The organism is Streptococcus parasanguinis (assembly GCF_047463195.1).
Lineage (GTDB): Bacteria > Bacillota > Bacilli > Lactobacillales > Streptococcaceae > Streptococcus > Streptococcus parasanguinis_R.
In genome coordinates, this window is sequence record NZ_JASHEI010000010.1 from 71,875 (window position 1) to 91,706 (window position 19,832).

A 19,832-nucleotide genomic window follows, 5' to 3' on the forward strand; every position below is an offset into this window, starting at 1 on the left:
GCGAACGTTATTTCTATTTTACCAAAAGATCTTTCGCCTTTCAAGAAATCCTACTTCTCTTCTCGATTTTTGAGCGCTTTTCCGATTTTTCTGATATAATGGTCTCATTCTTCTCGAAAGGAACTGAAATATGCATAAAAAGATGATCGCTCTAGATCTAGACGGCACTCTCTTAAATTCCGAAAGCAAATTGAGCGACTTTACCATTGATACGATAAAAAAAATTAGTGCTCTTGGCCATAAAGTCATTATTACAACAGGCCGCCCCTACCGTATGGCACATACCTATTACAAACAACTAGAGCTAGATACTCCGATGATCAATTTTAACGGCTCCCTTACGCATCTACCTGAGAAAAAATGGGGGGATGAACAATGTTTGACTTTAGATAAAAAATACCTGCTAGATATGGTCGCTAACCGGGATACCATCCAAGCGGACTTTATAGCAGGCGAATACCGCAATAAATTCTTTATTACCGATCCAAATGAGCACGTTGCAGACCCTAAATTATTCGGTATTGAATCTTTCCAACCAGAAAATCAATTCAATCCCGAGCGGGTAACGAGCGACCCAAACTGTATCCTCTTTCAAACGAAAGCGGAAGACAAATATGCTCTGGCAGATGAAATGAATCGGCATTATGACTACAATCTGTCTATCAATACTTGGGGTGGTCCCTTAAATATTTTGGAATGCAATCCAAAAAATGTGACCAAAGCATCCGCTCTAACCTACCTTCTGGATAAACTCAATATGGATCAGAAGGATTTGATTGCCTTTGGAGATGAGCACAATGATACTGAGATGCTAGCTCTTGCTGGTTATGGATACGCCATGAAAAATGCCAGCTCCATCCTTCTCCCCTATGCAGACTCCATCACTGATTTCACGAATAATGAAGATGGTGTCGCGCGCCAACTCATTCAATTATTCTTATAAAACTAACAGACATGAGTTATCCCCTCATGTCTTTTTCTGCGCCAAATCCTTAATCGGTTAATCAATACCGCCCCTTTTTTCCATTTTTTTCATTGCCTCGTCATCTGGTTTGTGATATTATTAACATAGTTATTAAAGAAGCGCTTTCAAAAATTTTAAACCGCTTCTCGTTCACTTAAGGAGGAACAAAATGAAAGCTGTTGTTGTAAATCCAGAAGGTACTGGTGTTGAAATCGTTGCAAACAAAGACATGCGTCCACTTGAAACAGGGGAAGCTCTTGTTCAAATCGAATACTGTGGTGTCTGCCACACTGACTTGCACGTTGCTCACGGAGACTTCGGTAAAGTTCCAGGCCGTGTTCTTGGACACGAAGGAATCGGTATTGTTAAAGAAGTTGCTCCAGATGTCAAGAGCCTAAAAGTTGGGGATCGTGTCAGTGTCGCATGGTTCTTCGAAGGATGTGGAACTTGTGAATACTGTACAACTGGTCGTGAAACTCTTTGCCGTACTGTAAAAAATGCTGGTTACTCTGTTGATGGAGGGATGGCTGAACAATGTATCGTTACTGCAGATTACGCAGTGAAAGTACCTGAAGGATTAGATCCAGCCCAAGCATCTTCTATTACGTGTGCAGGTGTTACCACTTATAAAGCCATCAAAGAAGCCAAAGCTGAACCAGGACAATGGATTGTTATCTATGGAGCTGGTGGACTAGGAAACTTGGCTGTTCAATATGCTAAGAAAGTCTTCAACGCACATGTCATCGCTGTCGATATCAACAATGATAAACTAGAATTGGCGAAAGAAGTTGGTGCAGACTTTGTCATCAACGGTCGCGAAGTTGAAGATGTCCCAGGATTGATTAAAGAAAAAACAAATGGTGGAGCTCACTCTGCTGTCGTAACAGCTGTTTCTAAAGTAGCTTTCAACCAAGCAGTAGATTCTGTTCGTGCAGGCGGCCGCGTGGTTGCAGTTGGTCTTCCTTCTGAAATGATGGATCTCAGCATTGTGAAAACTGTATTAGATGGTATCCAAGTCATTGGTTCTCTTGTAGGAACTCGTAAAGACTTGGAAGAAGCCTTCCAATTTGGTGCAGAAGGCTTGGTAGTCCCTGTCGTTCAAAAACGTCCAGTAGAAGATGCTGTCAAAGTCTTTGACGAAATGGAAGCCGGAACCATTCAAGGACGTATGGTACTTGACTTTACAAACTAAACAACTGAACCTACAGGACTAGCCCAACTGGGCTAGTCTTTTTGAGTGCTCTCAATCACTCTCATATACAATTTGTTATATATTTATTTTTGTTTTCGAGAATATCGTTTGATTCTCGGAAACTTTTCATTGAGAACAAAATCCTATAAAACATATCTATTATTGATTTTTTAAGCATCAACAAGTAATAAACAAAATTCATTCAAGAGCATTCTTTTTCTATCTAACGATGATTTAATATAATAAATCAATGTTTTTACATCGAGATTTTGATAGAAAAATTGACTTAAGTGTGGAAACGATTTATAATAAAGTAGCTTAAAGTTTTCTTAAACTGAAAGTCAAACAAATTTTATAAGGAGGAATGTCAATAATGAGTATTGGTATCATTATTGCTAGCCACGGTGAATTTGCAGCTGGAATCCACCAATCCGGCTCGATGATCTTTGGGGATCAAGAGAAAGTTCAAGTGGTTACGTTCATGCCAAGTGAAGGCCCGGATGATCTCTATGCTAAATTTAATGCAGCTGTTGCCGCATTTGATGCAGAAGATGAAGTCTTGGTTTTGGCTGACCTTTGGAGTGGTTCTCCATTTAACCAAGCAAGTCGCGTCATGGGAGAAAATCCAGATCGTAAATTTGCGATCATCACAGGATTGAACCTTCCGATGTTGATTCAAGCTTATACAGAACGTTTGATGGATGCAAATGCCGGCGTTGATCAAGTCGCTGCAAACATCATCAAGGAAGCAAAAGACGGTGTCAAAGCCCTTCCAGAAGAATTGAATCCTGTTGAAGAAGCTAGTACTGCCGCTGCTGCTCCTGTAGCCCAAGCTGCTATTCCAGAAGGAACGGTTATCGGAGATGGAAAACTCAAGATTAACCTTGCCCGCTTAGATACACGTCTTCTTCATGGACAAGTCGCAACTGCTTGGACACCTGATTCAAAAGCCGATCGGATCATTGTTGCTTCAGATTCTGTTGCCAAAGATGAACTCCGTAAGGAATTGATCAAACAAGCGGCACCAAATGGTGTGAAAGCAAACGTTGTCCCAATTCAAAAATTGATCGACGTTGCTAAAGATCCACGTTTTGGAAATACCCATGCTTTGATCTTATTTGAAACACCTCAAGATGCTCTTCGCGCCATCGAAGGTGGTGTTCCGATTAAAACCTTGAACGTTGGTTCAATGGCCCACTCAACTGGTAAAACCATGGTTAACAATGTGTTGTCAATGGATAAAGATGATGTGGCTACATTTGAAAAAATGCGTGATCTTGGAGTTGAATTTGACGTCCGTAAAGTGCCAAATGACTCTAAGAAAGATTTGTTTGACTTAATTAACAAAGCTAACGTTCAATAATCGATTACTTACGAAAGGATTTTAAACATGTCTATTATTTCTATGGTATTAGTGGTCGTTGTTGCCTTCTTAGCAGGTCTTGAAGGTATCCTTGACCAATTCCAATTCCACCAACCCCTTGTTGCTTGTACCTTAATCGGTTTGGTAACAGGTAACTTGACTGCTGGCATTATGCTTGGTGGTTCACTTCAATTTATTGCACTTGGCTGGGCAAACATTGGTGCCGCAGTTGCACCCGATGCTGCCCTTGCATCTGTCGCTGCTGCCATCATCATGGTACTTGGGGGAGACTTCAGTACAAAAGGAATCGCTGTCGCTCAAGGTGTCGCTATTCCACTTGCAGTTGCTGGTCTTTTCTTGACCATGATCGTCCGTACCCTTTCCGTTGGTTTGGTTCACACTGCCGACGCTGCTGCTAGAAAAGGGGATATCAAAGGTGTAGAACGCGCTCACTTTGTGGCCCTTCTTCTTCAAGGTCTTCGTATCGCCATTCCTGCAGCCCTCTTGTTGATGATTCCTGCTGAAACTGTCAAAACTGCTCTTGAACAAATGCCAAAATGGCTCTCTGATGGAATGCAAATCGGTGGTGGTATGGTTGTAGCCGTTGGTTATGCCATGGTTATCAACATGATGGCGAGCCGTGAAGTATGGCCATTCTTTGCCATCGGTTTTGCTCTTGCAGCCGTTAGCCAATTAACTTTGATCGCTCTTGGAGCAATTGGTGTTGCCCTTGCCTTGATCTACCTTACTCTTTCTAAGAAAGGTGGCAATGGAGGTGGCGGTGCCGCTACTTCTAACGATCCAATTGGCGACATTCTCGAAGACTATTAAGAAAGGTGTGACACTATCATGACTGAAAAATTACAATTATCTAAATCAGATCGTCAAAAAGTTTGGTGGCGTTCAACCTTCTTGCAAGGTTCTTGGAACTATGAACGGATGCAAAACTTGGGTTGGGCTTACTCATTGATCCCAGCTATCAAAAAACTCTACACAAAGAAAGAAGACCAAGCGGCTGCTCTTGAACGTCACATGGAATTCTTTAACACTCACCCATACGTTGCCGCTCCTATCATCGGGGTAACACTTGCTCTTGAAGAAGAAAGAGCAAACGGTGCTGCGATTGACGATGCTGCCATCCAAGGGGTTAAAATTGGTATGATGGGTCCTTTGGCGGGTATCGGAGATCCAGTCTTCTGGTTTACAGTACGTCCTATCCTTGGTGCCCTTGGTGCATCACTTGCTGCGTCTGGTAATATCCTTGGTCCACTTATCTTCTTTATCGCATGGAATGCAATTCGTATGGCCTTCTTGTGGTACACGCAAGAACTTGGCTACAAAGCAGGTTCTGAAATTACCAAAGATATGTCTGGTGGGATCTTGCAAGACATCACTAAAGGGGCTTCTATTCTTGGGATGTTCATCCTCGCTGTTTTGGTAGAACGTTGGGTATCTATTAAATTCGTCTTCAATGTTTCTTCTGTCAAATTAGCCGATAAAGCTTATATCCACTGGGATAAACTTCCTGAAGGATACAAGGGTATCCAAGAAGCCTTCGCTCAAGTTGGTTCAGGCCTATCTCAAACACCTGAAAAAGTTACAACTTTCCAACAAAACTTGGATTCATTGATTCCTGGTTTGATGGGATTGCTTCTTACTTTTGCTTGTATGTGGTTGTTGAAGAAAAAAGTATCTCCAATCACTATCATCATCGCTCTCTTTGTAATCGGTGTATTAGCACACGTTGCTGGCTTGATGTAAGCAAAGATCAACAAAAAAGAAGGTTTCGGCCTTCTTTTTATTATGATATAATGGAGTGAACAGCAATACAGGAGGATCTCATGGCTCAATCATTGAATAAAACCGTTGAATTCCATACTACAGGGGTTTCTTACCTTGGAGTGGGGGGAAAGGTTGGAAAAATCCTAGTCGGGAATGCCGCTTTTGAATTTTATGCGGATGCAAATGTAGAAGACTACATCCAAATTCCCTGGCAAGAAATCGAGCGAATCGGAGCCAATGTATCCGGACGTAAAATTAGCCGCCATTTTGAAATCTATACCAGAGAATCAAAATTTCTCTTTGCTTCAAAAGACTCTGGAAAAATTTTAAAGATTGCTCGGGAACATCTAGGAAATGATAAAATTGTCAAACTTCCTACGTTGATCCAAATCATCACGGCTAAAATTAAAAATCTATTTGCAAAATAGGATCTTTTCTTGTATAATAGACGCAAACGGATAAGTAAGTTAAGAGGTTCTTTCAGAAAGTCTGCGGTTGCTGCGAGCAGATAGAAATCTTAATTGAAATTCTACCGTTTCTTTAAAATAAAATATCGAATCAAGTGCACACCTGTGAAGTTGGATGGAACCGTGGCTCTGCCACTCCAACACTGTAACAGGTGTGTTTTTTGTTAAAGGAGAAGCTATGTTAGATATTAAACGAATTCGTACAGACTTTGATGCGGTTGCTAAAAAATTGGCAACACGTGGCGTAGATGCAGCTATTTTGAATGAAATGAAAGAAATCGATGCCAAACGTCGAGATATCTTGGTCAAGGTAGAAAATCTCAAAGCAGAGCGTAACACTGTATCTGCTGAAATCGCACAAGCTAAACGCAACAAGGAAAATGCAGATGATAAGATTGCTGCCATGCAAACCCTCTCTGCAGAAGTCAAAGCATTGGATACAGAATTGGCTGAAATCGATGCCAAATTAACTGAATTCACTACTACCCTTCCAAATATCCCTGCTGACAGTGTCCCTGTTGGAGCGGATGAGGATGACAACGTTGAGGTTCGCCGTTGGGGAACACCTCGCGAATTTGGCTTCGAACCAAAAGCTCACTGGGATTTAGGTGAAGACCTTGATATCCTTGACTGGGAACGCGGGGCTAAAGTCACTGGTGCTCGTTTCCTCTTCTACAAAGGACTTGGAGCTCGCTTAGAACGCGCTATCTACAACTTCATGTTGGACGAACATGGCAAGGAAGGCTACACTGAAGTCATCCCTCCTTACATGGTCAACCATGATTCTATGTTTGGTACTGGTCAGTATCCAAAATTCAAGGAAGATACTTTTGAACTTAGCGATACCAATTATGTCCTCATTCCAACAGCTGAAGTTCCTTTGACAAACTACTACCGCGATGAAATTCTTGATGGGAAAGACCTTCCAATCTACTTCACCGCTATGAGTCCATCTTTCCGTTCAGAAGCTGGTTCAGCTGGTCGTGATACTCGTGGCTTGATCCGTTTGCACCAATTCCATAAGGTTGAAATGGTGAAGTTTGCTAAACCAGAAGAATCATATGATGAATTGGAAAAAATGGTTGTCAATGCTGAAAATATCCTTCAAAAACTGAACCTTCCATACCGTGTAGTAGCTCTCTCAACAGGAGACATGGGCTTCTCAGCTGCTAAGACTTATGACTTGGAAGTATGGATTCCAGCACAAAATACCTACCGTGAAATCTCAAGCTGTTCCAATACAGAAGATTTCCAAGCTCGTCGTGCGCAAATCCGCTACCGTGACGAAGCAGATGGTAAAGTCAAACTTCTTCACACTTTGAATGGTTCTGGATTGGCTGTTGGACGTACCGTCGCTGCTATTCTTGAAAACTATCAAAACGAAGATGGTTCTGTAACCATTCCAGAAGTCCTTCGCCCATACATGGGTGGCGCAGAAGTCATCGCACCAAAATAAAGTTTTGAAAAACTGAGTCTTGCAAATTGCAAGCTCAGTTTTTTAATATTTACGAAAACGTTGGTAGCGTTGCTCCAGAAGCTCTTCGAGAGGTAAGGCTTGTAAAACCTTTAACTCTTCCTGTAATTCCTTCTTCACTTGAGCCAGTAGTTCTCCATTTGAAAATCCATGCTCGGGAATCACCTTATCGATAATTTCCATATTTAACAATTCGTGAGAAGTAATCTTCATCAACTCTGCTGCTTCCATGGCACGACTTCCATCTTTCCAAAGAATAGAGGCAAAACCTTCTGGACTCAAGACCGCATAGATGGAGTTCTCAAGCATCCAGACCTTATCTGCCACAGCAAGAGCCAAGGCACCACCAGAGCCACCTTCTCCGATGATAATCGCGATAATTGGAACTTTTAGATCACTCATTTCCATGAGGTTGCGGGCAATGGCTTCCCCTTGTCCTCGTTCTTCAGCACCAACACCGGGATAAGCACCCGCTGTATTGATAAAGGTCACAACTGGACGGCCAAATTTCTCCGCTTGCTTCATGAGACGCAAAGCTTTTCGATAGCCTTCTGGATGTGGTTGCCCAAAATTACGTTTTAGATTATCCTGAAGATTTTTTCCTTTTTGGATTCCAACGACTGTAACCGTTTGATCGCCTAAGCGTCCAATCCCACCAATCACCGCACCATCATCACGGAAGTTTCGATCTCCATGCAATTCGATAAAATCATCAAAAATTCCTTGAGCAAAATCAAGCGCAGTCAATCTTCCTTGGTCACGTGCCTCTTTAATAATCTGTGTTATTTTACTCATGTTTACCTCCATGAAGGGCTAATAATTGTCCAACTGTCGCTCGGATTTGACTTCTCTCCACGATCAAGTCTACAAATCCATGTTCTTGTAGAAATTCTGCTTTTTGGAAATCATCAGGCAATTTTTCACGCACAGTTGATTCGATCACGCGTCGACCAGCAAACCCGACCAAGGCTTGACTCTCTGCCATGATAATATCACCTTCCATAGCAAATGAGGCTGTCACCCCACCAGTTGTCGGATCTGTCAATACCGTCAAATAGAATAATTTTTCTTTGGAATGGCGTTGAACAGCCGCAGAAATTTTTGCCATTTGCATCAAACTCACGATTCCTTCTTGCATCCGAGCACCACCGGAAGCGGTAAAAAGAACAACTGGCAATTTTTCTTTTGTCGCAAATTCAAATAAACGAGTAATTTTTTCACCTACTACAGAACCCATTGAAGCCATGATAAAGTTGGAATCCATGATCCCAAGAGCAACTTTTTGGCCTTTAATCAAGGCAGTTCCAGTTAGCACAGCTTCATCCAGCCCTGTCATTTCCCGCACTGCTGCCAGTTTCTTCTTATAATTAGGAAAATTCAAAGGGTCTGTCGTTTCGATTCCTGTAAACATTTCTTCAAAGCTAGCTGGATCCACTGTCAGCGCCAAGCGTTCTTTAGCAGAAATACGGAAGGTATAGCCACAATTCGGGCATACCCGTTCACTACCTAAATCTTTTTGGTAAATGGTATGTTTACAACCTGGGCATTGTGAAAATAGTTCATCAGGTACTTCAGGTTTTGGCTGAGGTTCCTTCCAGGCTGACCTATTCGGATTGATCCGAATATATTTATCTTTTTTAGAAAATAATGCCATTACTTACTCCTTATAATATGCTACTGCATCTGTAGCATTACTATAAAAGCCTGCAACTGTGAGGATGATGTTCATACTTCCCTCACAAGTCCAGGCTTTTTCATCATTCCTTATTATAATTTGGAAGGAATTGTTCCATCAAAAATGCAGTATCATAATCACCAGCGATCACATGTGAATCTGAAATCAAATCCAACTGGAAACTGCTATTGGTTGTGACACCATCGATTTCCAACTCATAAAGAGCTCTCTGCATTTTCATCAGTGCATCAAAGCGATTTTCACCATGGACAATGATCTTAGCAATCATACTATCATAGTATGGTGGAATCGTATAACCAGGATACACAGCAGAATCCACACGTAATCCTACCCCACCACTTGGAAGATAGAGATTAGTAATCTTACCTGGGCTTGGTGCAAAGTTAAAGGAAGGATTTTCCGCATTGATCCGGCATTCAATCGCATGGCCTTTAAAGACAATATCCTCTTGAGTAACGGATAATTCTTGTCCAGCTGCAATTTTAATCTGTTCCTTAACGATATCAACTCCTGTTACAAATTCTGTAACAGGATGCTCTACTTGCACACGGGTATTCATTTCCATAAAGTAGAACTCACCCTTGCCTTCATCATACAAGAATTCAATCGTTCCAGCATTCTCATATCCAACTGATTCAGCTGCCCGAACAGCAGCAGAACCAATGCGATTGCGAAGCGTTTTTCCGATGGCAATCGAAGGGGATTCCTCTAGAACCTTTTGGTTATTTCGTTGAAGAGAACAATCGCGTTCACCTAAGTGAACGACATGTCCATGCTGATCCGCTAAAATTTGTACTTCAATGTGGCGTGCAGGATAAATCACCCGCTCCATATACATGGCACCATTTCCAAAAGCAGCTTGGGCTTCTGAGGAAGCTGATTCAAAAGCAGCAACCAGATCCTCTGGTTTTTCAACCTTCCGAATTCCTTTACCACCGCCTCCTGCAGATGCTTTCAACATAACAGGGTAACCAATACGCTCTGCAATCTCGAGGGCTTCTTCAGCAGTATACACTTCACCATCTGATCCAGGAATAACAGGTACTCCTGCTTTGATCATCTGTTTACGAGCATTAATCTTATCCCCCATCAAATCCATGACTTTAGCAGAAGGACCAATAAATTTAATGCCCACTTCCTCACACATGGTCGCAAATTTTGAGTTTTCACTTAAAAATCCAAAACCAGGATGGATAGCTTCTGCTCCTGTTAGAACAGCTGCAGACAAGACAGCACTCATATTCAAATAAGACTCTGTTGATTTAGCAGGTCCAATACAGACTGCTTCATCCGCTAGTAAGGTATGCAAGGCTTCTTTATCAGCAGTAGAATACACTGCAACCGTCTCGATGCCAAGTTCACGAGCCGCACGAATAATACGAACTGCAATCTCACCACGATTGGCGATTAAGATCTTACGAAACATAGATAGGCCTTTCTTAATTTCCAATTGCAAACGTAAGCGTTCCTGAAGCTGCAAGCTTACCGTCTACTTCTGCTTTCGCTTCAACAACAGCAATTGTTCCACGACGTTTGACAAAAGTAGCTGTCATCACCAGTTGATCTCCTGGAACGACTTGTTTTTTAAACTTCACCTTGTCCATCCCTGCATAAAAGACTAATTTTCCTTTATTTTCAGGTTTTGACAACTCTAGTACACCTGCTGTTTGTGCCAAAGCTTCCATGATGAGAACACCTGGCATAACAGGATATTGTGGAAAATGTCCATTAAAAAATGGTTCATTAATTGTCACGTTCTTAATGGCAACAATCGTATCTTCGCTTGTTTCCAATACGCGATCCACCAAAAGCATTGGGTAACGATGCGGCAAAGCCTCACGAATAGCATTAATATCAATTGTCATTTGATTCGAACCAATCCTTTTCCAAATTCAACCATTTCTTCATTCGTTACTAAAATTTCAGTGACTACCCCATCTTTTGGTGCTGGGACTTCATTCATCACTTTCATGGCTTCGATAATCAAGAGTGTTTGACCCTTAGTGACCTTGTCTCCTACAGATACGAAGGCTGGTTTATCCGGAGCTGGTGACAAGTAAGCCACCCCAACCAATGGACTTTCAACGACATCACCTTCAGCCTCTTGAGCTGGAGCAGCGACTGTTTCAGCCGCTACAGCTGGAGTTGCTGGTGCTTCAACAACAGGGGCTACTGAAGGAGTTTGAGGGGCCGCTACCACTTCAACCGCAGGGGCTACCGGTGTAGCCGTAACTGAACTAGTTTGGTTTTTACTCAAATTCAATTCTTCGCCGTTATTTTTATATGAGAATTCACGCAAAGTTGACGCATCAAATTGAGCCAACAAATCTTTGATTTCAGAAATATTCATGAATTAACCCTCCCAACGTTTAAAGGCCAGAACAGCATTGTGTCCTCCAAAACCAAAGGTGTTTGAGATAGCATACTGAATATCCGCTTCTTGGCCTTCACCATAAACAACATTGGCTTCGATGTAGTCAGACAATTCTTTGGTACCAGCCGTTTTTGGTACAAAGCTATGACGAATCGCTTCGATGGTAGCAATCGCCTCAACTGCACCAGCAGCACCAAGCAAGTGACCTGTAAATGATTTCGTAGATGATACAGGAACTTCTTTACCAAGTACAGAAACGATAGCTCCACTTTCACCTTTTTCATTGGCAGGTGTAGATGTACCATGTGCATTGACATAATCGACATCTTCAGGCTTGATACCAGCTTCATTGATCGCCAATTTAATCGCTTTGGCAGCACCTGAACCATCTGGTGTTGGTGTTGTCATGTGGTAGGCATCACAGTTTGAACCGTAACCAACAATCTCAGCTAAAATATTAGCACCACGTTTTTGGGCATGTTCCAAACTTTCGATGACAAGAACCCCTGCACCTTCCCCCATCACAAAACCATTGCGGTCTTTGTCAAATGGAATAGATGAGCGTTCTGGGTCTTCCGTTGTTGAAAGGGCCGTAAGGGCATTGAAACCACCGATACCAATCTTAGTAATCGAAGCTTCAGCACCACCTGCCAAAACAACATCATGCATACCAAATTTAATTTCACGGAAAGCTTCACCAATTGCATCATTGGCAGAAGCACAAGCTGTTGTCACGGATTTACATACCCCTTGAGCCCCAATCTTAAGTGCGATATTTCCAGCACCCATGTTTGAAAGAGCTTTTGGAATAAACATTGGTTGGATTCTCTTCATCCCACGTTCATGCATCCGGATAATTTGATCTTCCAATTCTTGCAAACCACCGATACCAGATGATACAATCACACCTACACGATCGCGGTCTTCTTCTTCCATGTTCAAGCCTGAATTTTCAATAGCTTCCATCGCAGCATAGATTGCATACAATGAGTAAGTATCCATACGATTTTGATCTTTTTTTACAAAATATTTATCGAATGGGAAATCTTGAATTTCACCAGCATTAAAGACTGGAATTTCAGAAGCATCAAATTTCGTAATAGGTTTGATCCCAATTTTTCCTTCATGAAGGCTATTCCAAAATTCTTCTGGTGTATTTCCGATTGGTGAGGTTACACCATAACCTGTAACAACAACACGATTTGTAGACATATATATTCTCCTTTTGTCGGATGGATATTTAAGTAAGTGATTTTCGATCAGTGAGCATTCATTATTGCATAGTCATTCCGCCATCAATGGCAATTGTTTGACCAGTTAAATATTCTTGACCTGCTAAGAAAGCCGCAACTTCTGCCACTTCTTCAGCTTGACCAATTCGTTTCATTGGCACTTGAGCTAGCATGGCATCTTTCATTTTCTCTGGAATAGCATCAGTCATATCTGATTCAATGAAACCAGGTGCAATGGCATTCACACGAACGCCACGAGCCGCAACTTCACGCGCTACTGATTTAGTGAAACCAATCAAACCAGCTTTTGAAGCCGCATAGTTCGCTTGACCGATATTCCCCATCAGACCAACAACAGAGGACATGTTGATAATGGCCCCTTGACGAGCTTTAGACATCGGTTTTAAGACAGCTTGAGTCATATTAAAGGCACCTGTCAAGTTGATTTTCAAGACCCGTTCAAAATCTTCTTCAGTCATTTTCAACATCAACTTGTCGTTTGTGATGCCAGCGTTATTGACCAAAACATCAACACTTCCAAGCTTTTCAATTGCTTCAGCTACCATACGTTGCGCATCTTCGCCATTAGAAATATCCCCAGAAATACCAACAACAGTCACACCATAGTCAGCAAACTGCGCAAGCAAGTCCTCAGAAATTTCAGAACGTCCATTTAGGACAACATTAGCACCGAGACTCGCAAATTTATGAGCCACAGCCAATCCAATTCCGCGTGTTGAACCTGTTACAAAAACATTTTTATTTTTAAGTTCCATCTTTACCTCGTTTTAAGCATTCAGAAGTGCATCTAGACTAGCCTGATCTTCGACGTTATGAGTTGGAAGAGTTTTATCAATTTTCTTCAAGAATCCTGACAAGACTTTTCCAGGTCCAATTTCGATGACCTCATCTACACCAAATTCTTGAATCGTAGCAATTGAATCATAGAAACGAACCGGTTCTTTTACTTGACGGGCCAAAAGTGCTTTCACATCTTCTGACTTCATGATAGTAGCTTCTGTATTCCCAACTAAAGGAAGATCAAAATCATTAAATGATACTTTTTCTAGTTCAGCCGCCAATTTTTGACTAGCTGATTTAAGTAAAGCTGTGTGGAATGGACCTGACACATTCAAAGGGATCAAGCGTTTGGCACCTGCTTCCTGCAATAGTTCCACAGCATAGTCCACAGCCGCAACCTCACCACCAATCACAATTTGTGCTGGCGTATTGTAGTTAGCTGGTGTTACTACACCCTTTTCGGATGCTTGTTGACAAATCTCCTCGATCAAACTTGGGTCTGTATTCATAACAGCAACCATTTTCCCACTTCCAGCGGGAGCTGCCGTTTCCATGAATTCACCTCGTTTCGCAACCAAAGCTACTGCATCTTCAAACGAAAGAGCTCCAGCCGCAACCAGGGCAGAATATTCCCCCAAAGAGAGACCGGCAACAATATCAGGAGTGATACCATTTTCTACTAAGAGACGATAAATGGCTACTGACGTTGTCAAAATAGCTGGTTGAGTATAGCGTGTCTGATTCAGTTTTTCTTCGTTAGAATCAATCAATTCACGCAAATCATAGCCTAGAATACGACTAGCCGTATCAAATGTCTCTTTAACAACGGGATAAGCCGCATACAAATCGCTCGCCATGCCCAATTTCTGAGCCCCTTGACCAGCAAATAAGAACGCACGTTTTGTCACTATCCTAATCCTTTCGACGTTTTTAGACGTTTACATCTGCCCAACGAGCAGCTTCTTCTTTAATCACCTTGGCAGCACCTGTGTAAAGGTCTTCCAAGATTTCTGCACATGTTTCTTCTTTACGAACAAGACCTGCAATTTGTCCAGCCATAACTGAACCATATTCCACATCTCCATCAACAACAGCGTTACGAAGGGCACCTGCACCAAGCTCTTCAATTTCCTCTTGAGTCTTCTTACCAGCCAAGAAATCTTTTTCAGCTTGGTTATATTCTGTAGCCAATTTATTCTTAATCGCACGAACTGGGTGTCCAACAACTGAGGCTGAAATAACAGTATCAATATCTTTAGCCTTCAAAATCTTATCTTTGAAGTTTTGGTGTGCATTAGATTCCTTAGCAACAGCGAAACGAGTACCAACCTGAACAGCTTCTGCTCCAAGCATAAGAACAGCAGCCATACCACGTCCATCTGCAACACCACCAGCACCAATAACTGGGATAGATACCGCATCCGCAACCTGGCGAACAAGTGCCATGGTTGTCAATTTACCAATGTGACCACCAGCTTCCATACCTTCTGCGACAACAGCATCAGCTCCAAGTTTTTCCATACGTTTAGCAAGTGCTACCGATGGAATAACTGGGATTACTGTAATTCCAGCTTCGTGGAAACGCTCCATATATTTACCTGGGTTTCCGGCACCTGTTGTAACAACCTTAACACCCTCTTCGATAACGAGGTCGACGATGTCATCTGCAAATGGTGACAAAAGCATGATATTAACACCGAATGGTTTGTCAGTGATTTGTTTTACTCTATCAATATTAGCTTTTACCACTTCTTTAGGGGCATTACCACCACCAATAATTCCGAGTCCACCAGCATTTGAAACGGCTCCAGCCAAGTCTCCATCAGCAACCCAGGCCATACCACCTTGGAAGATTGGATATTTAATATTCAATAGTTCAGTAATTCGTGTTTGCATTATACCTACCTCTTTTTTCACTTAAGTAATAGTTTGAGTTTAAAAGATTGTTTCTTTGAGCCTCAAACTATTACCTAAATAAGAGAGAATATCTTTCGATACTCTCATCTATCATTATTTTGTTTTTTCTTCTACGTAAGCGACAAGGTCACCAACTGTAGACAATCCTTCTTCAGTTTCGATTTGGATGTCAAAAGCATCTTCAATTTCAGAGATAACTTGGAACAAATCCAATGAATCTGCTTCTAAATCTTCGAATGTAGATTCAAGAGTTACTTCTGATGGTTCTTTACCAAGTTCCTCAACGATAATTTCTTGTACTTTTTCAAATACTGCCATGATAGGCCTCCTTAAAAAATAATATATAAATTTTTAAAATGTGTTTCCACATGTTTAACTAGATTGTAACAAGAAGTGTGCCCCATGTCAAACCTCCACCGAATCCTGTCAGAAGAATTTTTTGACTTCCATCCATCTTGATTCGATGATTCTCGACACACTCCGATAATAGAATGGGGATACTAGCAGCACTAGTGTTTCCATATTCCATCATATTTGCTGGGATTTTCTCTCTAGAGACACCCAGTTTTTTTGACATCTTATCTAACATTCGGTCATTCGCCTGGTGTAACAGAAAATAGTCAATCTCATCTGCTTCCATAGAGGTGTCTGCTATAATTTTTTGAATACTTTTCGTGACATCACGAATGGCAAAATCAAAAACTGCCCGTCCGTCCATTGTCAGATATCTTCGATCAGAAACTTCATCTGAATAAGGAGAAGACAGACCCAAATAGCAAGACTCAAGACTGGCACCTCGGCTACCATCTGTAAAAAGATTCTCAGCCAAAAACGAATTTTGCTCGCTCGCTTCAAGCAAGACACCACCAGCTCCATCTCCAAAAAGGACTGAAGTGGAACGGTCTGACCAGTCTAATACTTTTGAAAGCGTCTCACTACCGATCACAATTCCTCGCCGGTACAGTCCTGAAGAAATGTATTTTTCAGCAGTAGCTAATGCAAATACAAATCCGCTACATGCTGCAGTCAGATCAAAGGCAAAAGCTCGAGAAGCTCCAATATTAGCTTGTACCCGGGCTGCAGTCGATGGCATTAAGCTATCTGGAGTAATCGTAGCCACAAGGATGAAATCAATTTCCTCAGCGTCTATCTTTGCTTTTGCTAATAATCTTTGTGCGACAACTGTTGCTAGATCACTTGTCGTCTCATCTTTTGAAATGTGACGCCGAAGGATACCTGTCCGACTACTGATCCATTCATCACTTGTATCCATGATCTCAGCCAAATCATCATTTGATACGACTTGGTCAGGTGCATAATGAGCAACTTGACTAATTTTAGCAAAGACCATTATTTAATTTCCTCCAAGAAACGATACAGATTTTGCAATCCTTTTTGCATCACTTTCTTCTCTTCGGGACTCATATCTCCAATAATCTGGTTGACCATCCGTTTATGGAATTGCTGATGAAGACGATAAAGTAGACGACCGTTCTTCGTTAAACTCAAGTGTACAACCCGGCGATCAACTTCCGATCTTCTTCTTTCGATATACCCTTTGCGCTCAAGATTATTCAAACTTGTCGTGACAGTCCCCAAAGTCACCATCAACTCCCGTGAAATATCACTCGGGGTTGCATTCGGTGTCGAACCAATCACATCGATCGTATGCATTTCTTTAATAGAAACGTCTTTGAATCGACTTGCTCTTAAGCTCGACTCCTCAATAACCAAAACATTATTAAAGATGGATGTTAAATAGTCGTTAACTAATTGGTAATTCAAAACTCCACCTCCTAATTTTACTTTGATAGTCAAATTTTATCAAAAATGAAAATAATTTGCAAGCATTTTTTCACAAAACATAGAAAAATTACAAATTTATTTTCCTTTAAATTGTGGACGACGTTTCTCAGAGTAGGCAATAACCCCTTCCTTGAAATCTTCTGTAAATGCTAGTTTCTTTTGCAAATCCAATTCAAGACCCGCATATTGGTCCCATTCTTTCAAGAATGCTTCCCAAACCATTTCTTTCATGGCAGCATAAGAATTTGAAGATCCTCTTCTTAATTTTTTAAGCAATTGCTCAACCGTTTTATCGAGTTTTTCAGATTCACAAACACGATAAGCTAGACCATAATCAAATGCCTTTTCAGCAGTCAAGGCTTCACCCGTCATTACTAAATGAGTAGCCCGAGACATACCAATGGCTTTTCCTAACAAGAATAACCCACCCGCATCCGGTGCTAAACCAACCCCAACAAAGGCTTGGATAAATTTAGTACGATCACTAATAATACAAAAATCAACAGCTACTGCAATGTTAGCAGCTGCTCCAGCAACCGCTCCATCTGCCACCATAATAACCGGTTTTGGCAATTGCTTGATTTTCTTTGAAATCGTATTAACTAATTCGGCAATTAAAACAAGAGACTCGATGTCATCCGCATCGACTGCGCGTTTCATTTCGCTTAAATCTCCACCAACTGAAAAGATTTTCCCTTCTGCTGATAGAATAATGAATTTTACTTCCTCATTTTTTTCTGCATCTTCCAGGGCAGCTAAAATTTCCTGACACATTGGAATGTTAAAACCATTGGATACTTCAGGACGATTTAAAGAGATTGTCGCGAGGTCATTTTCGACAGAATACAAAATTGTTTCAAACATCACAGACTCCTTTTGTTTAAATATAAAATATTTTGATATTAAAACTTTTGAATTATAACATATCATACCACAAAAAAGTAAAATAGTAAAATATATCTATAAGATGTAACAAAATTGTAAAATTTGAATAATTACAATTTATCCCCTCTACAGAATCAATTATTTTATGCCCTATCTGTAAATACATTGTATCAATAACTGAACTTTGGTATAATGTATTAATGAAACTATTAAGGAGAAAATATGAAAGTAACTAAATTCGGTGGAAGTTCTCTAGCATCAGCTTCTCAATTAAAAAAAGTACTTGATATCATTAAAGATGATCCAGAAAGAAGATTTGTAGTTGTATCAGCTCCAGGCAAACGCAACGCTGAAGATACAAAAGTAACAGATGCTCTGATCCGGTATTATAAAGAATTTACTTCAGATAAGGATGTCACACAAACACAACAGTGGATTATTGAACGCTATCGTGCCATTACAGAAGAATTGGGTCTCAAAGATTCCATTATTCAAGAAATTGCTGAAGATATCTATGATTTAACAAATTTACCTAAAAAAGGGAATCCATTCACATACGATGCATTCCTAGCAGCAGGCGAAAATAACAATGCTAAACTCATTGCTGCTTATTTCAATCAAAATGGATTAGAAGCAAGATATATCCATCCAAAAGAAGCAGGAATTACGGTCACTGCTGAACCTTCCAACGCTCGTATTTTACCATCTAGTTACGATAAAATTGAAGAACTAAAAGATTCAAGTGAAGTGATTGTCATTCCAGGTTTCTTTGGTGTTACTCAGGATGGCGACATTTGTACATTTTCTCGTGGAGGATCTGATATTACAGGATCAATCATTGCAGCAGGTGTAAAAGCAGACTTATACGAAAACTTTACAGATGTAAATGGTATTTTTGCGGCACATCCAGGTATCATTAAACACCCACATTCTATTCCTGAATTAACCTACAAAGAAATGCGTGAATTGGCCTATGCTGGTTTTTCAGTCTTGCATGATGAAGCACTCGTTCCAGCATACAGAGGTAAAATTCCATTAGTCATTAAAAATACTAATAATCCAGACCACCCTGGAACCCGCATTGTTTTGGAACATTCAAATGATCATGTGACTGTTGTAGGAATTGCAGGTGATTCAGGATTCGTTAGCATTAACACTACAAAATACCTTATGAACCGTGAAGTCGGTTTTGGTCGAAAAGTCCTTCAAATTTTAGAAGATCTCAATATCAGTTGGGAACATATGCCAACAGGAATTGATGATTTATCCATCATTTTGCGTTCACGTGAACTGACTCCAATCAAAGAACAAGAGATTCTGAAACAATTAACACAAAAGCTAGAAGTTGACACAGCCGAAATTGAACATGATCTTTCTATCATTATGATTGTTGGTGAGAAAATGAAGAGTCAGGTAGGGGTTACTGCCACTGCAGCCAAAGCACTATCAGAAAATGAAGTGAATATTCAAATGATCTCTCAAGGTTCTAGTGAAGTTTCCATTATGTTCGTTGTAAGTAAAGATCAAGAAGAAAAAGCAATTAAAGCCTTATATCAAGCATTTTTCCCAAATAACTAAATAGAGAAAAGCTCCGTTAACTAAACGGAGCTTTAATTAACACTAAAATGAAAAGTAAAAAAAGAGATCAATTACTTGATCTCTTTTATTCTATACTCCGCCAGTAGGACTCGAACCTACGACATCATGATTAACAGTCATGCGCTACTACCAACTGAGCTATGGCGGAATCAAGCTAAGCGACTACCTTATCTCACAGGGGGCAACCCCCAACTACTTCCGGCGTTCTAGGGCTTAACTGCTGTGTTCGGCATGGGTACAGGTGTATCTCCTAGGCTATCGTCACTTAACTCTGAATGAT

General features: G+C 40.9%; 21 protein-coding genes, 1 tRNA gene and 1 rRNA gene. 8 read left to right on the plus strand and 15 right to left on the minus strand.

Annotated elements, in window-relative coordinates:
• The first annotated feature begins 130 nt into the window (after positions 1–130).
• The 7 genes from QM870_RS09050 to serS all read left to right on the plus strand — a co-directional run bounded on the left by QM870_RS09050 (position 131) and on the right by serS (position 7,224).
• On the plus strand, positions 131–943 hold the full coding sequence (locus QM870_RS09050; protein WP_070586275.1) for a Cof-type HAD-IIB family hydrolase: 813 nt from the start codon (positions 131–133) through the stop codon (positions 941–943).
• A 190-nt stretch (positions 944–1,133) separates the two neighbouring features.
• Positions 1,134–2,156 carry an alcohol dehydrogenase AdhP gene (gene adhP, locus QM870_RS09055; RefSeq protein WP_003003874.1) on the plus strand — a complete coding sequence of 341 codons (1,023 nt, stop codon included), beginning with the start codon at positions 1,134–1,136 and terminating at the stop codon, positions 2,154–2,156.
• Positions 2,157–2,529: 373 nt separating this feature from the next.
• Positions 2,530–3,519, plus strand: coding sequence for a PTS sugar transporter subunit IIB (locus QM870_RS09060; RefSeq protein WP_003010431.1), 990 nt, complete (start codon positions 2,530–2,532; stop codon positions 3,517–3,519).
• A 27-nt stretch (positions 3,520–3,546) separates the two neighbouring features.
• Positions 3,547–4,350, plus strand: coding sequence for a PTS mannose/fructose/sorbose transporter subunit IIC (locus QM870_RS09065; RefSeq protein ID WP_048789380.1), 804 nt, complete (start codon positions 3,547–3,549; stop codon positions 4,348–4,350).
• 18 nt (positions 4,351–4,368) lie between these two features.
• Positions 4,369–5,280 (plus strand): PTS system mannose/fructose/sorbose family transporter subunit IID, encoded by a 912-nt coding sequence (locus tag QM870_RS09070; RefSeq protein WP_070586274.1) that lies wholly within the window; start codon positions 4,369–4,371, stop codon positions 5,278–5,280.
• A gap of 80 nt (positions 5,281–5,360) precedes the next feature.
• Positions 5,361–5,729, plus strand: a complete 369-nt coding sequence (locus QM870_RS09075) for a DUF956 family protein (RefSeq protein WP_023920226.1) — start codon at positions 5,361–5,363, stop codon at positions 5,727–5,729.
• Positions 5,730–5,946: 217 nt separating this feature from the next.
• On the plus strand, positions 5,947–7,224 hold the full coding sequence (gene serS / locus QM870_RS09080) for a serine--tRNA ligase (protein ID WP_003018473.1): 1,278 nt from the start codon (positions 5,947–5,949) through the stop codon (positions 7,222–7,224).
• Positions 7,225–7,266: 42 nt separating this feature from the next.
• Here the strand turns inward: serS and QM870_RS09085 are convergent, their stop codons facing one another.
• The 13 genes from QM870_RS09085 to QM870_RS09145 all read right to left on the minus strand — a co-directional run bounded on the left by QM870_RS09085 (position 7,267) and on the right by QM870_RS09145 (position 17,935).
• The gene (locus QM870_RS09085) at positions 7,267–8,037 is read right to left on the minus strand and encodes an acetyl-CoA carboxylase carboxyl transferase subunit alpha (protein WP_155168428.1); all 771 of its coding nucleotides are present in this window, start codon (positions 8,035–8,037) and stop codon (positions 7,267–7,269) included.
• A complete protein-coding gene (accD, locus tag QM870_RS09090; protein WP_003003810.1) occupies positions 8,030–8,896 on the minus strand; it encodes an acetyl-CoA carboxylase, carboxyltransferase subunit beta in 867 nt (288 codons plus the stop codon). Before accD ends, QM870_RS09085 begins: the two co-directional genes overlap by 8 nt.
• Positions 8,897–8,999: 103 nt before the next feature.
• Positions 9,000–10,364, minus strand: coding sequence for an acetyl-CoA carboxylase biotin carboxylase subunit (locus tag QM870_RS09095; RefSeq protein WP_414327263.1), 1,365 nt, complete (start codon positions 10,362–10,364; stop codon positions 9,000–9,002).
• A gap of 13 nt (positions 10,365–10,377) precedes the next feature.
• Complete coding sequence (gene fabZ, locus QM870_RS09100; RefSeq protein ID WP_003004019.1) at positions 10,378–10,803, minus strand: 3-hydroxyacyl-ACP dehydratase FabZ; 426 nt, start codon at positions 10,801–10,803, stop codon at positions 10,378–10,380.
• On the minus strand, positions 10,800–11,288 hold the full coding sequence (accB, locus tag QM870_RS09105; protein WP_414369347.1) for an acetyl-CoA carboxylase biotin carboxyl carrier protein: 489 nt from the start codon (positions 11,286–11,288) through the stop codon (positions 10,800–10,802). Before accB ends, fabZ begins: the two co-directional genes overlap by 4 nt.
• 3 nt (positions 11,289–11,291) lie before the next feature.
• Positions 11,292–12,524 carry a beta-ketoacyl-ACP synthase II gene (gene fabF, locus QM870_RS09110; RefSeq protein ID WP_003010454.1) on the minus strand — a complete coding sequence of 411 codons (1,233 nt, stop codon included), beginning with the start codon at positions 12,522–12,524 and terminating at the stop codon, positions 11,292–11,294.
• Positions 12,525–12,585: 61 nt separating this feature from the next.
• A complete protein-coding gene (gene fabG, locus QM870_RS09115) occupies positions 12,586–13,320 on the minus strand; it encodes a 3-oxoacyl-[acyl-carrier-protein] reductase (protein WP_003010456.1) in 735 nt (244 codons plus the stop codon).
• Positions 13,321–13,332: 12 nt separating this feature from the next.
• Positions 13,333–14,253, minus strand: coding sequence for an ACP S-malonyltransferase (fabD, locus tag QM870_RS09120; protein ID WP_247920033.1), 921 nt, complete (start codon positions 14,251–14,253; stop codon positions 13,333–13,335).
• Positions 14,254–14,275: 22 nt separating this feature from the next.
• The gene (gene fabK / locus QM870_RS09125) at positions 14,276–15,241 is read right to left on the minus strand and encodes an enoyl-[acyl-carrier-protein] reductase FabK (protein ID WP_037608323.1); all 966 of its coding nucleotides are present in this window, start codon (positions 15,239–15,241) and stop codon (positions 14,276–14,278) included.
• 114 nt (positions 15,242–15,355) lie between these two features.
• Positions 15,356–15,580, minus strand: a complete 225-nt coding sequence (locus tag QM870_RS09130; protein WP_003003892.1) for an acyl carrier protein — start codon at positions 15,578–15,580, stop codon at positions 15,356–15,358.
• A 58-nt stretch (positions 15,581–15,638) separates the two neighbouring features.
• The gene (locus QM870_RS09135) at positions 15,639–16,613 is read right to left on the minus strand and encodes a beta-ketoacyl-ACP synthase III (protein ID WP_414369349.1); all 975 of its coding nucleotides are present in this window, start codon (positions 16,611–16,613) and stop codon (positions 15,639–15,641) included.
• Entirely contained in the window at positions 16,613–17,047 is a 435-nt protein-coding gene (gene fabT, locus QM870_RS09140) for a fatty acid biosynthesis transcriptional regulator FabT (RefSeq protein ID WP_003003993.1), read from the minus strand. The genes QM870_RS09135 and fabT overlap by 1 nt, the downstream gene beginning before the upstream one ends.
• Before the next feature lie 96 nt (positions 17,048–17,143).
• The gene (locus QM870_RS09145; RefSeq protein ID WP_049482583.1) at positions 17,144–17,935 is read right to left on the minus strand and encodes an enoyl-CoA hydratase; all 792 of its coding nucleotides are present in this window, start codon (positions 17,933–17,935) and stop codon (positions 17,144–17,146) included.
• 240 nt (positions 17,936–18,175) lie between these two features.
• Here QM870_RS09145 and QM870_RS09150 point away from each other — a divergent pair, with 240 nt between their 5' ends.
• Entirely contained in the window at positions 18,176–19,531 is a 1,356-nt protein-coding gene (locus QM870_RS09150; protein ID WP_003010473.1) for an aspartate kinase, read from the plus strand.
• 95 nt (positions 19,532–19,626) lie between these two features.
• Here QM870_RS09150 and QM870_RS09155 read toward each other — a convergent pair.
• Together QM870_RS09155 and rrf are read right to left on the minus strand one after the other, a co-directional pair.
• A tRNA-Asn gene (locus tag QM870_RS09155) sits at positions 19,627–19,700 on the minus strand.
• A gap of 5 nt (positions 19,701–19,705) precedes the next feature.
• Positions 19,706–19,821, minus strand: a 5S ribosomal RNA gene (gene rrf / locus QM870_RS09160).
• Positions 19,822–19,832: the final 11 nt, after the last annotated feature.